Origin of the sequence: Flavobacterium hungaricum (assembly GCF_015182285.1) — a bacterium.
GTDB classification, from domain to species: Bacteria; Bacteroidota; Bacteroidia; order Flavobacteriales; family Flavobacteriaceae; genus Flavobacterium; species Flavobacterium hungaricum.
In genome coordinates, this window is the sequence record NZ_PRDM01000003.1 from 451,713 (window position 1) to 469,091 (window position 17,379).

Genomic DNA, 17,379 nt, shown 5'->3' on the forward strand with positions numbered 1-17,379 from the left:
ATAAGTATTAATGAACATTATCGACGTATCAATCATTTTAATTTATATCGTCCTCTCGGTCGGTATCGGAATCTGGATTTCAAGAAAAGCATCCAAAGGCTTAGATGACTATTTCTTGGGAGGAAAATCAATCAAATGGTATTTTTTAGGGTTGAGTAACGGCTCTGGAATGTTTGATGTTTCTGGGACTTCCTGGATGATTGGTGTTCTGTTTTTATATGGAGTAAAAAGCTTTATGTTTATGTGGCTTTGGCCGATTTGGAACCAGATTTTCGTGATGATGTTCCTCGCAGTCTGGATCAGAAGATCCAAGGTAATGACGGGATCTGAATGGATTCTAACGCGTTTTGGAAGCGACAAAGCGGGTAAAGCATCTCATATTATTGTGGCCATTTTTGCCATAATCTCTACAATTGGTTTCATTGCTTATTTCTTCGTCGGAATCGGAAAATTTGTAACCATTATTCTTCCTTGGGATTTGACAGTTCATTTAAATGGTTCTGTTTTCTTAACATCAGAGCAGGCTTATGCATTGTTAATCATTTTCTTAACTACAATTTATACCGTAAAAGGCGGTATGTTTTCGGTAGTTGCGACAGAAGTAGTGCAATACATTATTATGATTGTTGCGGGTGTTTTAATCGCGGGTTATGCATTCATTAATTATACTGATATTCAAATCAATTCGGTTATTACACCAGAATGGAAAAATGTTTTCTTCGGCTGGGAATTTGAAACACAATGGGGCGATAAATTCGAAACGTTCAATAAATTAATCGATACAGAGGGCTATAAAATGTTTGGTGCTTTTATCGGGATGACTTTGTTCAAAGGATTCTTCGCGAGTGTTGCAGGACCAACTCCAAGTTATGATTTACAAAGAGTTTTGTCTACAAAGTCGGTTAAAGAAGCAGCTTACATGAGCGGTTTTACTAACTTGATTTTATTTATACCAAGATATTTACTAATTACAGGAATCGTGGTTATTGCTTTAGTAAATCTTGCTCCAGAATTAAATGCAAACGTAAACTTAACAGGCGCGGATCTGGAATTATTAATGCCTAAAGTAGTGAATCTTTATATTCCGGTTGGAATAAAAGGAATTCTTTTGGCAGGACTTTTAGCCGCTTTTATGTCTGGATTCTCTGCTTTCGTAAACGCAGGACCAGCTTATATCGTAAATGATATTTATAAAAAATACTTCAAACCAGTTGCAACCAATCAGCATTATATTAAGGTAAGCCAGATTTCTTCTTTCTTAGTAGTTGGTCTTGGAGTTTTTATGGGATTCTTTGCAGATTCTATCAACTCACTGACACTTTGGATTACAAGTGCTCTTTATGGAGGTTACGTTGCAGCCAATTTCTTAAAATGGATCTGGTGGCGTTTTAACGGCTGGGGATATTTCTGGGGAATGGTAGGCGGACTTATCGCAGCTTCTCTTCAATTTGTTTTAGATCAGAGTAAAGGAAGTTTAGAAGCGGGAACGTTCCTGCACGACCTTTCACAAGTACCATCGATTTACTTATTCCCATTAATTTTCGGAATGTCGATTTTAGGCTGTCTTCTCGGAACGTATTTAAGCAAACCAACAGACATAGAAGTTTTAAAATCGTTCTACACTAATGTAAGACCTTGGGGATTCTGGGGTCCGGTTTACAAACAATTAAAAGCCGAAGATCAATCTTTCCAAAAAAATAATGATTTCTATTTAGATATGATGAATTGTATTATCGGAATTGTTTGGCAGTCAAGCATGATTCTGCTTCCGATTTATTTCATTATCAGAGATTATCCAAAAGCAGCAGTGGCTTTGGTTATCTTTTTAGTGACCACGACAATATTGAAATTTACTTGGTTAGACCGAGTTAGGAAGATAGAAGAGTAGAGAAAATAGAAGCAAGATAATAGAAACAGGATTTTAGAATAGAGAATTTCCTCAAAAACTGAGAGGGAATTTTAATAGAAAGCCTCAAAACAAATAAAAACACAAAAAAACTAATAAATAAAAAGAATAAAAAATGAGTACTATTCCTTGGCAAGACAGACCCGAAAACAGTAAAGATGTAATGTGGAGATATTCTGAGAATCCAATTATCGACAGATATGCGATTCCTACTTCAAACAGTATATTCAATAGTGCAGTAGTACCTTTTGGAGACGGATATGCTGGGGTTTTTAGATGTGATAATAAAGCAGTTCAGATGAATATTTTTGCTGGTTTCAGTAAAGATGGTATCAATTGGGACATCAACCACGAACCAATCGAGATGAAAGCTGGAAATACAGAAATGATCGAATCTGCTTATAAATACGATCCGCGTGTCGTTTGGATCGAAGACCGTTACTGGATTACATGGTGTAATGGTTACAACGGGCCCACAATTGGTATTGGATATACTTTTGATTTTAAAGAGTTTTTTCAATGCGAAAATGCATTCCTTCCTTTCAACAGAAACGGAGTTTTGTTCCCGCAGAAAATCAACGGAAAATACGCGATGTTAAGCCGTCCAAGTGATAACGGGCATACACCTTTTGGAGATATCTGGATCAGCTACAGCCCAGACATGAAATACTGGGGAGAACACAGATTGGTGATGAAACCGTCTCCGTTTGAGCAAAGTGCTTGGCAGTGTACCAAAGTAGGAGCTGGACCAATTCCGATTTTAACTGACGAAGGCTGGTTAATGATTTACCACGGAGTTATCAATACCTGCAACGGTTTCCGTTATGCAATGGGATCCGCTTTGTTAGAAACGGACGCGCCAGATCAGGTAAAATACAGAACACAGCCTTATTTATTAGGACCTGCTGAGACGTATGAAATGGTAGGTGACGTACCAAACGTTGTTTTCCCATGTGCTGCTTTACACGATATTGAAGAAGATAAACTGGCAGTTTATTATGGAGCTGCAGATACTGCGGTTGCAATTGCATTCGGAAAATTAAGTGAAGTGATTCAGTTTACAAAAGAGAATAGTTTATAATAAGAAGATGCATAGTAGAAGTAAATTATTGTCCCTTGCCGTATTTTTTGTTGGTTTGACAGGGTATGCGCAATCTGAAAAAGAGGTTACACCAAAAAGTTATATTGCGTATAAAACGTCAAAAGAAATTGTTATCGACGGCGATGAAGCAGATAAAGCTTGGGAAAAAGCATCTTGGACAACACCTTTTGTCGACATAGAAGGCGTTGAAACTCCAAAATACAAAACTCAGGTCAAAATGCTCTGGGACGATAATTACTACTATATTCTTGCTAAAATGGAAGAGCCCCACGTTTGGGCAAACCTAAAACAACGCGATACCATTATTTTTTATAATAATGATTTTGAGGTTTTTATCGATCCGGATAATGATACACACAATTATTATGAATTAGAAATAAATGCTTTAAACACCGCTTGGGATTTATTTATTAATAAACCGTACCGCGAAAAAAATACGGTTTTAAACGATTGGAATATCGACGGACTAAAATCGGCAGTGAAAGTAAACGGAACTTTAAATAATGCTTCGGATATTGATAAAGGCTGGACTTTAGAAATCGCCATTCCGTGGTCGGTTTATAAAACATCATATTTTGACGATATTGTTCCAAAAGATAAATTTTGGAAAGTCAATTTCTCTCGAGTGAATTGGCAGCACGATATTGTTGACGGTAAATACGAACGTAAAAAAGATAAAGAAGGAAAATTTCTCCCTGAATACAATTGGGTTTGGTCGCCTATGGGAGTCATAAATATGCATGAGCCCGAAAAATGGGCTTATGTATACTTCTCTTCAAAAGAAAACGAAGATAAATTCACAATTCCGCAGGAAGAAAAAGTAAAATGGGAATTGTATACTTTATACAGAGCTCAAAAAAGATATTTTGACAAGAACAAAACCTGGGCAAAATCCCTTCAGAATATCAGTAAAAAAAATATAATTGTTGATGGAAAAGTTTTAAAGCCGATATTAGAGAATCATTTATCAGGATTTAATATCGCAGTAAAAAGTCCTTTTTCAAACAAAACCTTAATAATTAAAGAAGATGGTAAGATTATTACGAACGAATAAGTTTCAAAAACTATCGAAAATTTTAGTTCTCGCGCTTTCGCTGACTTTATTTTCATGTGGACAAAAAGAAAATAAAACAGAAGAAAATGGAAAATTCAATTTCGGCGTTTGGACAACTGCTGACGCGAAAAAATCGGATGCAGATTATACCAAAGAATTCAAAAAATACAAAGACGGCGGGATTGATGAAGTTTTAATCAACACCAATACCGATCCGAAACTTTTAGGAAGATTAGTGCCTTTAGCTAAAAAAGAAGGTTTAAAAGTACATGCTTGGATTATGGCAATGAACCGCCCGAACGATTCAGTAGCGTTACAGCATCCAGATTGGTACCAAGTTAGTAAAGAAGGAAAATCTTGTTTTGACAATCGTCCGTATGTAGATTATTACCAATGGCTTTGCCCGACTAAAGAAGAATCTAGAAATCACGTTTTAGGTTTGGTAGAAGGTTTGGCAAAAGTAGAAGGAATCGAAAGTGTACATTTAGATTACATTCGTTTCCCGGATATCTTTTTGCCAATCAGTTTATTGCCAAAATACAATTTAGTTCAGGATACAGAATTACCGCAATTTGACTTCTGCTATTGCGATGCCTGCGTTTCTAAATTCGAAAAAGAACATCATAAAAATCCAAAGAAAAGCCATAACACTTCTATCGATATGGAGTGGAAAAACTTCAGATTAAATGCCGTAAAAGCAGTTGTAGATGATGCTTATAAAATTGCTCATAAACACAATGTAAAATTAACAGCAGCGGTTTTTCCTTATCCAGAAATGGCAGATCACATGGTGCGCCAGCGCTGGGATAAATGGACTATTGACGAAGTTTATCCAATGATTTACCATAGTTTTTACGATGAAGAAATTGACTGGGTAGGTTATGCGACCAAACAAGGCGTTGCCGATTTAGAAGGAAAAGAAACAAAAGTAAATACAGGAATTTATATTCCGGGATTAAAATCGGATGCAGAATTGAAAGAAGCAATTCTTCAAGCTAAGAAAAACGGAGCAAAAGGCGTGTCATTTTTTGACGGAAATGCTTTATCAGATAGTAATTTAAAGACAATAAAAGCAGTAAAAGCAAGCTTATAACCGATTTTACTCGGATTAAATTTTTTTACTAAGTAAATTGCAGCATCAAGAACAAATTGAATTCTTAATGTTGAACCAAAAAACAAAAACCACATGTCAAATAGAAGAGATTTTATCAAGAAAACAGCCTTAGGTACGCTAGCCGTAAGTTCTGTTTTGGGCGTAAGCGGATTTGCTGCAAATCATGAAAATGAAGTTGAAGAAGTAAAAGAGAAAAAACAGCAGAAACCCGTCATTATTTCGACATGGAATCATGGTCTGCCTGCCAATAAAGAATCTTGGAAAAATTTACAAGAAGGAAAACCAGCTTTGGATGCTATCGAAGCCGGAATGAAAATACCAGAAGCCGATCCTAATGTCCGCAGCGTGGGTTATGGAGGTTATCCTGACCGCGAAGGAAAAGTAACCCTTGATGCCTGTATTATGGATCATAACAGCAACTGCGGTTCTGTTTGTTTTCTGCAGGGAATCAAACACCCGATTTCTGTTGCCAAAAAAGTACTTCAAAACACCCCTCACGTTATGTTAGCGGGACAAGGAGCATTACAATTTGCTTTATCAGAAGGTTTTAAAGAAGAAAATTTATTGACTCCCGAATCTGAAAAAGACTGGAAAAAATGGCTGGAAGAATCCAAATACAAACCAGTTATCAATATAGAAAATCACGATACCATAAGTATGCTAATGTTAGATAAAGACGGAAACCTTTCGGGAGGGTGTACCACTAGTGGTGCTGCCTGGAAGATGCACGGCCGCGTCGGTGACTCCCCAATAATCGGCGCGGGTCTTTTTCTTGATAACGAAGTAGGAGCTGCTGCAGCTACTGGTTTAGGCGAAGCAGTTATCAGAACTGCTGGAAGCGCAATGGTAGTCGAATTAATGCGTCAGGGAAAATCGCCTTTTGATGCCTGTAAAGAAATTACAGAGCGTATTTACAACAAACACAAAAATCACAAAGACATGGAATACCTGCAGGTTGGTTTTATTGCTTTAAATAAAAACGGAGAATATGCAGGGTATAGTTTAAGATCTGGTTTCAATTTTGCCGTTTCTGATGACGTAAAAGGCCACAGAATGGAAGATGCCAAATTTAAAATGTCTTGGGATAAATAGTATTAATCCGTTGAAGAGATTAAACGCAATATTTGTCATTTCGACGAAGGAGACCCGAGCGATAGCGAACAGGCGAAGCAAATCTCCACAAGAAACTCTATAAAGATTGGCGAGTCACTATGAGGAGCTACTTACGGAGATTTCTCTCCCGAAGAGTCGGGATCGAAATGACAAACTAAACCTAAAAACTACATCTTTAAATGTTTGAACAAACAATTAAAGAAACCAAAAAACAAAGAATGAAAAAATTAGTATTCCTATTAACCCTAATCACTTCAATTTTTTCGGCTCATGCGCAGAAAGTGTACACAGAAAGTGATATTCGCATCATTCCGAAACCGAGTCAGACTTTTATTAAAAGTGGTGTTTTTACTTTTACAAAAGACACAAAGTTTGTTGTAAATGGTGATTTTCAGAAAGATGCTGCCAATGCTTTGATTTCTAAATTTGAACTTGCAGCAGGATTTCGTCCAGAAATCTCAAATACAATTCCAGCTGGAAATTTTGTGCAGTTTAAAGTAGATTCGAACCTAAAAAATGAAGCGTATATTTTAGATGTAAATCCAACAAATATTGTGATTTCTGCAAAAGGAAATGTTGGATTTCTATATGGATTAGAAAGCGTTCGCCAATTACTTCCAGAAGCGATTGAAAGTAAATTTTCTATTTCTACAGAAAAATGGGAGATTCCTAGTTTGACTATTACAGACGAGCCGCGTTTTAAATGGAGAGGTTTAATGCTCGATTTATCGCGTCATTTCTTTGATAAAAATTATGTTCTGGCTACAATCGATCGTTTGGCGATGCACAAAATGAATGTACTGCACATGCATTTGGTTGACGATCAAGGCTGGAGAATTGAAATTAAAAAATATCCAAAACTTACAGAAGTCGGCGCTTGGAGAGTCGATCAAGAAAACACTAGCTGGAATGCCAGATTGACGACAAATCCTGACGAAAAAGGAACTTACGGAGGCTTCTTTACGCAAGATGAATTAAGAGAAATTGTAAAATATGCTTCGACAAAAGGAATTGAAATTATTCCTGAAATTGAAATGCCGGCACACGTGAGCAGTGCGATTGCGGCGTATCCAGAATTGGCTTGCTTTAATCAGAGAATTGGTGTTCCGTCAGGCGGAGTTTGGCCTTTGACTGATATCTATTGTGCAGGAAAAGAAACGACTTTTGAATTTTTGCAAAATGTAATTGATGAAGTAATCACGATTTTTCCTTCAAAATACATTCATATTGGCGGCGACGAAGCGACTAAAACCAATTGGGCTAAATGTCCGCACTGCCAAAAAAGAATAAAAGACGAGAAATTAAAAGATGTCAACGAATTGCAAAGCTACTTTGTAAAACGTATGGAAAAATACATCAACTCAAAAGGTAAAAGAGTGATCGGCTGGGACGAAATTTTAGAAGGCGGTTTGGCTCCAGATGCGACGGTAATGAGCTGGAGAGGAATGAAAGGCGGAATCGAAGCTGCAGATCAAGGACATGACGTAATTATGACACCGGAAACGCCTTGTTATTTCAACTTTTATCAAGGACCGCAAAACGAAGAACCTTTAGCTTTTGATGCTTATAATCCGTTAAGTGAAGTGTACAAATTTGATCCTGTAGTGGCAACAATGACACCTCAGGAAGCGGGACACGTTTTAGGAGGACAAGCGAATTTGTGGGCAGAACATATTGCAGGGCCAAAAGATTCAGAATACATGATTTTTCCAAGATTGGCAGCATTATCAGAAACTTTATGGAGTCCGAAAGACAAACGCAACTGGAATGATTTTACAACGAGATTATTTTCTTTATTAAAACGTTACGATTATATTGGAATCAATTATGCGAAAAGCGCTTATTTGGTAACAGCTTCTTCTACAGCAGATTTAGCCAATAAACAAGTAAAAGTAGAATTGAAAAATGAGTTTCCAAATCCGGATATTCGTTATGTTTTAGGAGATAAAAATATCGATCACCATGCAGTGAAGTATGTGAGTCCGATTGAGATTAAAGAAACTACAATTTTAAAAGCTTCGTTGTTTCAAGATGAAAAACCAGTTGGAAAAACATTTACAGATACGATTATTTTTCACAAGGCAGTAGCGAAGAAAGTAAAATATTTGACGCCTTATAATTCTAATTATAAAGGAGATGCAAATACCATGATTAACACCATTCGCGGCAGCAAAAATTTCCATGACGGACAGTGGCAGGCGTGGTTGGTAAACGATATGGAATTGGTTATCGATCTTGAAAAAGAAGAAAGTATCGAGCAAGTAAAAGTTGGAGCTTTAGAGAGTCAAGGAGCAGGAGTTAATTTCCCAATTCAAGTTAAAGTGTTGATTTCTACAGATGGAGTTAAATATACTCAGGTAGGGAAAATAACACGTCCTTATGCAGTGAATGCGGTTCCGGAATTGAAAGATTTCAAAATCAATTTTCAAAAACAAAATGCACGTTTTGTAAAAGTTATTGCAGGCAACTTAAAGAAAAGTCCAAAAGGAGAAAGCTCTTGGTTGTTTGTAGATGAAATTTTAATTGATTAATTATTAAAAAATGAAGAAGGTACTATTTAAGCTCGGGATATTATTGATTTGCTTGATGCCGTTTTTGGCTAAGGCGCAAACCAAAGGATTTTCTATATCTAAGGGAGAATTTCAGCAAGACGGGAAGATAATTAAAATACATTCGGGAGAAATGCATTATGCACGTATTCCTAAAGAGTATTGGAGACATCGATTGCAGATGCTTAAAGCGATGGGAATGAACACCGTGGCAACCTATGTATTTTGGAATTATCACGAAGTAGCACCAGGTGTATGGGATTTTAAAACAGAAAATAGAGATTTAGCAGAGTTTTTACGTATAGCTAAAAGTGAAGGACTATATGTGATTCTTAGACCAGGTCCGTATGCATGTGGCGAATGGGAATTTGGAGGATACCCGTGGTGGCTGCAAAATAATCCAGATTTAGTAATTCGTACCAATAACAAAGCATTTTTAGAAGCTTGTAAAACGTACCTAGAACATTTGTATGCAGCTGTAAAAGGAAATTTTGCCAATCAAGGAGGACCTATTATCATGGTTCAGGCCGAAAATGAATTTGGTTCTTATGTTTCTCAAAGAACCGATATTAGTGCTGATGATCATAAAGCCTACAAAACTGCAATTTACAATATGCTTAAACAAACGGGATTCCCAGAGCCTTTTTTTACATCTGACGGTACTTGGCTGTTTGAAGGTGGTATGGTAGAAGGCGCGTTACCGACTGCAAATGGAGAATCCAATATAGATAATCTAAAAAAACAGGTTGATAAATACCATAAAGGACAAGGACCTTATATGGTCGCAGAGTTTTATTCTGGCTGGTTGGATCATTGGGCAGAACCATTTATTAAAATTGGATCTGAGGAGATTGCAAGTCAAACTAAAAAGTACCTTGATGCAGGTGTTTCTTTTAATTATTATATGGTACACGGCGGTACTAATTTTGGATTTACCTCTGGAGCAAATTATAATGAAGAAATGGATATTCAGCCTGATATTACAAGCTATGATTATGATGCTCCTATTAGCGAAGCAGGTTGGGCAACACCAAAATTTATGGCGATACGTGAAGTAATGCAAAATTATTCTAAAACAAAATTAGCCTCAATTCCAGCCAAAATACCAGTTGCAAAATATCCTAATCAGCTTATCAAATCTAGTATGGATGTTTTAAGTTGGATCAAAAAAGAAAAACCAGTTGTAAATGACCAGCCTTTAACATTTGAAAAATTAGGTCAAGGACATGGATATGTTTTGTATCGAAAAAGATTTACGCAGCCCATTTCTGGTAAATTAAAAATTGAAGGATTGAGAGACTTTGCTACAGTTTATGTAAACGGAGTTAAAGCGGGCGAGTTGAATAGAGTTTTCAAAAACTACGAGTTGACAGTAACTATTCCTTTCAATGGTATTTTAGAAATTCTAGTTGAAAATATGGGTCGCATTAACTACGGCGCCGAAATAGTACATAATACTAAAGGAATTATTACTCCAGTATATTTAAATGAATTTGAAATCAGCGGTGGATGGGAAATGTATAAAATGCCGATGAATGAAGTTCCAGCTGTTAAAAATGAAACGATAAAACCGGGACGTCCCGTTTTATATGAATCTATTGTAAACATAGAGAAACCAGCCGATACTTTTCTTGATATGACAGATTGGGGAAAGGGAATTGTATTTGTTAACGGACACAATCTTGGACGTTATTGGAAAGTTGGACCGCAACAAACACTGTATGTACCAGGTTGTTGGTTGAAAGCGGGTGAGAATAAGATTGTTGTATTGGAACAGCTTAATGAAAATAACAAAACAGAATTAACTTTTACAGATCAGCCGATACTTGAAAAATTAAATTGAGATTACCTATTAAACCAGAAAAACAAAAAATAATAAATTATAAATTAGATTAAAGATGAAAAAAGGAATATTCATAATCGCCCTTTTATTTTCAGCTCAGATATTCGCCCAGGCGATTTATGAAGATGAAAGATACGTACCAGAAACTGATCCGTTAGTTCTAAAGAACTTAGACGAATGGCAAGGCAAAAAATTTGGTCTGCTAATGCACTGGGGAACTTACAGCCAGTGGGGTATTGTAGAATCTTGGTCTATCTGCCCTGAAGATTACGGTTGGTGTGAACGTAAAAAAGGAAGTAATCCATCTAATTATAATGATTATATAAAAGATTACGAAGGATTAAGAAAAACGTTTAATCCTGTAAAATTTGATCCGGCAAAATGGGCAAAAGCAGCTAAATATGCGGGAATGAAATACATGGTTTTTACCACTAAACACCATGATGGATTTAATATGTACGATACTAAATATTCTGATTATAAGATCACTAGCACTGATGTTCCTTTTCATACAAATCCAAAAGCAGATGTCTTAAAAGAAATTTTCAACTCTTTTAGAGGCGAAGGTATTTCAACGGGTGCTTATTTCTCAAAACCAGACTGGCACAACGAAAACTACTGGGATCCTTATTTCCCGCCATTTGACAGAAACGTAAACTACGATCCGTCTTTATATCCTGAGAAATGGCAGAAATATGTTGATTTTACGCACAACCAGATTTTAGAAATCTTAACTAATTACGGTAAAGTTGATATTCTTTGGTTAGACGGAGGATGGGTTCGTAAAAGAGACCAAGTTAACATCAAAGAAAATTACGATGAGAAGTTTACAGAAAACGAATCTAAAAACGGTTTCATTAAACATAGAGTGGTAGATCAAGATCCAAAAATGGACGAATTGGTTGTAAAAGCACGTGCAAAACAACCAGGTTTGATCGTTGTAGACAGAGCGGTTCACGGTAAAAACCAAAACTACTTAACTCCAGAAGGACGTGTTCCTGCAAAGACTTTGCCTTATCCTTGGGAATCTTGTATTCCAGCAGGCGGTGGATGGTCTTATTCTCCAGGTGCTGAATACATGACGGGAAGACAAGGTATTCATATGTTAGTTGATATTGTGGCAAAAGGCGGAAACTTATTATTAAACATTGCGCCAAGTCCAGAAGGAGAATGGGATAAAGGAGCATATGATTTGTTAAACGCTTATGGAGATTGGATGAAAGTAAACAGCACAGCGATTTACAATACCAAACCAATTGAGCCTTACAAAGAAGAAAACATCTGTTTTACACAAAATAAAGCGGGCAATGTATTCGCATTTTATTTAGCTAAAGATGGAGAAGACAAAATTCCTGCAACGGTTACTGTAAAATCGATCAGCCCGAAAAAAGGAACAAAAATCACGATGTTAGGATCTAAAACTTCATTGAAATGGGTAAAATCGGATAACGGATTTACAGTTACTATTCCAGAAAGTTTAAGAAATAATCTTCCTGCAAAAGAAGCTTGGACTTTAAAAATCGAAGCTATAAATAGATAAAATGAAACCTATGGTTTTAAATAAAATAAATAAATTCAAGACAGCATGTATTTTGTACATGCTGTTTTTTAGCATCACTATTTTTGCGCAGGAGCCTGCAGATTACGTCAATCCTTTTATTGGAACTTCCAATTTTGGAGCTGCTTTTCCGGGACCGATTGCACCGCGCGGAATGGCCAGTATCAGTCCGTTTAATGTGGCGGGAATAAAGAATACGCCTATGGAAAAAGACAGTCAGTGGCTTTCGAATCCGTATGTGAATGAGAATACTTTTCTAACAGGTTTTAGTCAGGTCAATTTAAGCGGTGTAGGCTGTCCAGAGCTGGGTGTTATTTTGTTGATGCCAACAACTGGAGCAGTAGAAATCGATCATTTAAAATACGGTTCTACGTATTCTAACGAAGTGGCAAAAGCAGCGTATTACAGCGTAAACATTGACAAGTATAAAGTAAAAGGCGAATTCACGGCTTCAAGAAGAGTTGGGGTCAGCAGATTTACTTTCCCGAAAGGGCAGTCCAATGTTTTATTAAATCTTGGCGTTGGCTTGACGAATGAAGAAGGCGCGATGGTAAAAGTGGTTTCTGCAACAGAAATTGAGGGGATGCGTTCTGTGGGTTCGTTTTGTTACAACAGTCCAGAAGATGCTTATCCAGTTTACTTTGTTGCTAAATTTTCTAAACCTGCCGACAAATTCGGTGTTTGGAAAAAGCCTGCAAAATACAACGGCGTAGAAGCACAGTGGATGGGGTACAACGGAAAAAAGAGAATGATGGAAAATACCATCAAAACCGTTGTGGGCGATAGTATCGGAAGTTATTTTACGTATAAATTCGACAAAGAGGAAACGGTTGAAGTGAAGATCGGAATTTCGTATGTAAGCATCGAAAATGCCCGTGAAAACTTAGAAAAAGAAACTGGAAACAAATCGTTTGATGCCGTTTATAAAGAAACCTACAACGAATGGAACGAAGAACTTTCTAAAATTTTAGTTGAAGGCGGTTCTAAAGACGACAATACGATTTTCTATACGGCTTTGTACCATACACTAATTCATCCCAATACTTTAAATGATGTTAACGGAGAATATCCAGTAATCAAAAGAAGTAAAATTGGTAAAACCAATGGCACCCGTTATACCGTATTTTCATTATGGGATACGTACAGAAATGTGCATCAGTTAATGTCATTAGTTTATCCAAAGCAGCAATCTGATATGGTAAAAAGTATGCTTGATATGTTCGATGAAAACGGCTGGTTACCCAAATGGGAATTGAATTCGACCGAAACTTTTACTATGGTTGGTGATCCTGCAAGTATTGTAATTACAGATACTTATATGAGAGGGGTTCGTGATTTTGATGTTAATAAAGCTTATTATGCGATGTTGAAAGGCGCAGATCAGGTTGAAAATAATCCGCTTCGTCCAGGATTGAAAGATTATATCAAAAAAGGATATTTGACAACAAATGATAAAGGTCCAGTTTCAACCACTCAGGAATACAATATTTCAGATTATGCTATTTCGCTTATGGCCAACGAATTTGGGGACAAAGACAATGTAAAACGTTTTAAAAACCGTTCGTTATCCTATAGAAAATTATTCGATAAGAATCTGAATTTACTTCGTCCGAGAATTGCAAATGGAAATTGGTACGAGCCGTTTGATCCTGCTTCTGGAGCTAATTTTGAAGAAAATGTTGGTTTTATCGAAGGAAATGCCTGGCAGTATAATTTTATGGTACCGCACGATATCAACGGATTAAAGAAATTAATGGGCGGAGATCAAGCATTTTCAGCTCAATTGCAGAAAATCTTCGATATCAAACAATTTGATATGGCAAACGAACCAGACATTGCCAATCCGTATTTATTTAATTACGTAAAAGGCGACGAGTACAAAGCTCAGGAACATGTAAAAAGACTGGTTCGCGAATATTTCAAAAATGAACCAAAAGGTTTGCCGGGAAATGATGATACAGGAACCATGTCGGCTTGGCTGGTCTATTCGATGATGGGAATTTACCCGATTTCTCCGGGAGATCCAATTTACACCATTACAGCGCCAATGTTTCATAGAGTGACGATTAAATTAGATCCAAGATATTATAAAAAAGAAAGCATTGTAATTGAAAGACAGATCAATAATGGTGGAAAAATCAATTCAATTGAGCTAAACGGAAAAACACTTAACAGCTTTTTTATTTCGCATGATGATTTTGTGAATGGAACAAAGCTTAAAGTGATTCAAAACTAAACACACACAACTATGTTACAATTAAGAATGAAGAAAACGGCCATTATTTTTGTAATGGCTGTTGGTTTTTTAAACCAGACGCATGCCCAGAAAAAGTATCCGTATCAGGATGCCAAACTGCCGGTTGAAGAGCGCGTACAAGATTTGTTAAGCCGTATGACACTTGAAGAAAAGGTCCGTCAGATGGATATGTACAGAGGAGATTTTTTTAAAGAAAAAGAAGATTTTGCTAAATCTAAATCGGCTTTAAAAATCGGTAAATTAGGAATTGGAGCTATTCACGACCTTTATCCGCGTTCCGCAAAAATGATCAATGATTTACAAACTGATGTCATAAAAGGAAACCGTTGGGGAATTCCAGCATTGATTATGTGTGAAATGCTTCACGGTTATTTAGACGAAGGAAGTACGGCTTTTCCAATGAACATCGGACTGGGTGCGACTTGGGATGTTAATGTACTGGACAAAGTTGGAAAAGTAATTGGTATGGAAGCCAGAGCTCACGGTGTACATTTTGGTTTTGGTCCCAACTTAGATTTAGGACGCGAACCAAGATGGGGACGTGTGGCAGAAACTTTTGGAGAAGATGCTTTCCTGAACAGCGAAATTGGTTTGGCATTTATTAAAGGATTACAGGGAGACGATTTAAAATCGGATCGTTCTATTATTGCAGAACCTAAACACTTTGCGGTTCACGGTATTCCGCAGGCAGGAGGAAATTCTTCTCCGATTTTAGTAGGAGAACGTTCGGCTCGTGAAGATCATCTGCCTTCTTTTAGAAAAGCGTTTACAAAAGGCGGTGCATTGGGAACCATGTGTGCGTATTCTGAGTTAGACGGAATTCCATGTGCTGCAAATCATTGGTTATTGACCGATGTTTTGAGAAAAGAATGGGGTTTTAAAGGTCTTGTGGTTTCTGATTTAGGAGCTATCAAATACATTCAGACGACTCATAAAGTTTCTGATTCTCCAAAAGAAAGTATTAGAGAAGCGGTTTCTGCTGGTGTTGATATGCAGTTTTACGATTTTACTAATGAATTCTGGCAGAATACGATTATTGAATTGGTTAATGAGAAAAAATTAACTCAGGAAAATATCGACCGTGCTGCTGGAGGAGTTTTACGTTTGAAATTTTTATTGGGATTATTTGAAAATCCGTACACAGATAAAAACCTGATCAAAGAGCGTTTTCATACCAAAGAAAATCAAGCTGTGGCTTTAGAAGCAGCTCAAAAATCGATGATTTTATTGAAGAATGATAACAATGTTCTTCCGTTAAAAAAAGATCTTAAAAATATTGCGGTTATCGGACCAAATGCAAACGTTTCAAGAATGGGAGGATATGCTCCAAAAAACAGTGTTGGAACTACGGTTTTTGAAGGTATTCAGCAAGTAGTGGGCAAAACAGCAAATGTGGTTTATGAAGAAGGTGTGCCGTTGATTATAAAAGGACAGGCTATTCCATCTAAATATTTATTTACTTCAGACGGATCTCAAAACGGATTAAAAGGAGAATATTTTAACAACAGAAATTTAGAAGGAACTCCAGCTTTAACTCGTATCGACAGCCAATTAGAGTTTGACTGGCCTTGGGCACCTGGCGATGGAGTTAATGTGGATGATTTCTCTATTCGCTGGACAGGTTACATTCAATCAGATCGATCATTTGACGGCTGGTTAGGTTTGAGTTCTGATGATGGAATAAGAATGTGGGTTGATGATGTATTGGTTATCGACAACTGGACAAAAGGAGCAACAAGTATTGTAACCACTCCAAAAAATATTGAAGCAGGTAAAAAATACAAAGTCCGCATTGAGATGTGGGAAGGAGGCTGGGGAGCCCGAGCGCACTTACGTTGGAACTTAGAAAAAGTAAACATGCAGCCGGCAATCGACGCAGCGAAAAAAGCAGACGTTGCGATTGTTGTTTTAGGAGAATCAAACGAATTGGTTGAAGAAAATAGAGATGTTGCTGATTTGAATTTACACGGAATGCAGCAGGAATTGATTGAAGCAATTCAGAAAACAGGAACTCCAGTTGTCTGCGTGCTGTTAAACGGTCGTCCGTTAGCAACCAATTGGATTGCAGATAATATTCCGGCTATTATAGAAGGCTGGTTCCCAGGAGAATTTGGAGGAAGAGCTGTGGCTGATGTTTTATTTGGAGATTACAATCCAGCTGGAAGACTGCCGATAACGGTTCCAAAATCGGTTGGACAGTTACCTATATATTACAACCAAAAACCTTCTGCGATACACCGATATGTTGCAGAGAGCGAAAATCCGTTATTCAATTTCGGTTTCGGATTAAGTTACACCAAGTTTGAATATTCGAATTTAACTCTCAGCTCGACTGAAATCAAAAAAGACGGCGAATTGAAAGTGAGCGTTGATGTGAAAAACGTTGGTAATTTTGATGGAGACGAAGTGGTGCAGCTTTACATTAATGATGTTTACAGCAGTGTTACAACGCCAGAAAAAACATTAAAAGGTTTCAAAAGATTATTTATTAAAAAAGGAGAAACCAAACGTGTCGATTTTACACTTACTAAAGATGAGCTATCTCTTTGGAACAGAGAAATGAAGGAGGTTGTAGAGCCGGGAGATTTTGAAGTGATGGTCGGCGGAAATTCGGTCGATTTGTTAAAAAATAAATTCAAGGTTTTGAACTAAAAACTTAAAAACGCCGAAGATTTTTCGGCGTTTTTACTTTAAAAAAATGAATACAATTATAAAAGGCCAAAATCTCTAAAATAAATGAGGTCTTGGCCTTTAAAATAAGGAAGACTTGGATTACAAATGAAAACGTTTTCTTTCAATTTTGAACCAAACTTTCACCAACACCTTTTGAAAATTGTCATTTGTCGAAATTATGATTCGTTAACAAAATGTATTCTTAAGTTT

The 17,379-nt window shown here is 36.9% G+C and carries 10 protein-coding genes; all 10 read left to right on the plus strand.

The window, feature by feature from the left end; translation table 11 throughout:
• The first annotated feature begins 10 nt into the window (after positions 1–10).
• The 10 genes from C4F50_RS15045 (at position 11) to C4F50_RS15090 (ending at position 17,148) form a co-directional block, all read left to right on the plus strand.
• Positions 11–1,888, plus strand: coding sequence for a sodium:solute symporter family protein (locus C4F50_RS15045; RefSeq protein WP_194139475.1), 1,878 nt, complete (start codon positions 11–13; stop codon positions 1,886–1,888).
• 133 nt (positions 1,889–2,021) lie between these two features.
• Positions 2,022–2,987: a glycoside hydrolase family 130 protein gene (locus C4F50_RS15050; protein ID WP_194139476.1), complete on the plus strand. Its 966-nt coding sequence runs from the start codon at positions 2,022–2,024 to the stop codon at positions 2,985–2,987.
• 7 nt (positions 2,988–2,994) lie between these two features.
• Complete coding sequence (locus C4F50_RS15055) at positions 2,995–4,062, plus strand: carbohydrate-binding family 9-like protein (protein ID WP_194139477.1); 1,068 nt, start codon at positions 2,995–2,997, stop codon at positions 4,060–4,062.
• Positions 4,037–5,155 (plus strand): putative glycoside hydrolase, encoded by a 1,119-nt coding sequence (locus tag C4F50_RS15060; protein WP_194139478.1) that lies wholly within the window; start codon positions 4,037–4,039, stop codon positions 5,153–5,155. The genes C4F50_RS15055 and C4F50_RS15060 overlap by 26 nt, the downstream gene beginning before the upstream one ends.
• A gap of 93 nt (positions 5,156–5,248) precedes the next feature.
• Entirely contained in the window at positions 5,249–6,268 is a 1,020-nt protein-coding gene (locus C4F50_RS15065; RefSeq protein WP_194139479.1) for a glycosylasparaginase, read from the plus strand.
• A 239-nt stretch (positions 6,269–6,507) separates the two neighbouring features.
• On the plus strand, positions 6,508–8,820 hold the full coding sequence (locus tag C4F50_RS15070) for a beta-N-acetylhexosaminidase (protein WP_194139480.1): 2,313 nt from the start codon (positions 6,508–6,510) through the stop codon (positions 8,818–8,820).
• Positions 8,821–8,830: 10 nt separating this feature from the next.
• On the plus strand, positions 8,831–10,681 hold the full coding sequence (locus C4F50_RS15075; protein WP_194139481.1) for a beta-galactosidase: 1,851 nt from the start codon (positions 8,831–8,833) through the stop codon (positions 10,679–10,681).
• Positions 10,682–10,736: 55 nt separating this feature from the next.
• A complete protein-coding gene (locus C4F50_RS15080) occupies positions 10,737–12,221 on the plus strand; it encodes an alpha-L-fucosidase (protein ID WP_194139482.1) in 1,485 nt (494 codons plus the stop codon).
• A 10-nt stretch (positions 12,222–12,231) separates the two neighbouring features.
• Positions 12,232–14,475: a GH92 family glycosyl hydrolase gene (locus tag C4F50_RS15085; protein WP_194139710.1), complete on the plus strand. Its 2,244-nt coding sequence runs from the start codon at positions 12,232–12,234 to the stop codon at positions 14,473–14,475.
• 12 nt (positions 14,476–14,487) lie between these two features.
• Positions 14,488–17,148, plus strand: coding sequence for a glycoside hydrolase family 3 N-terminal domain-containing protein (locus C4F50_RS15090; RefSeq protein ID WP_194139483.1), 2,661 nt, complete (start codon positions 14,488–14,490; stop codon positions 17,146–17,148).
• The last annotated feature ends 231 nt before the right edge of the window (positions 17,149–17,379 follow it).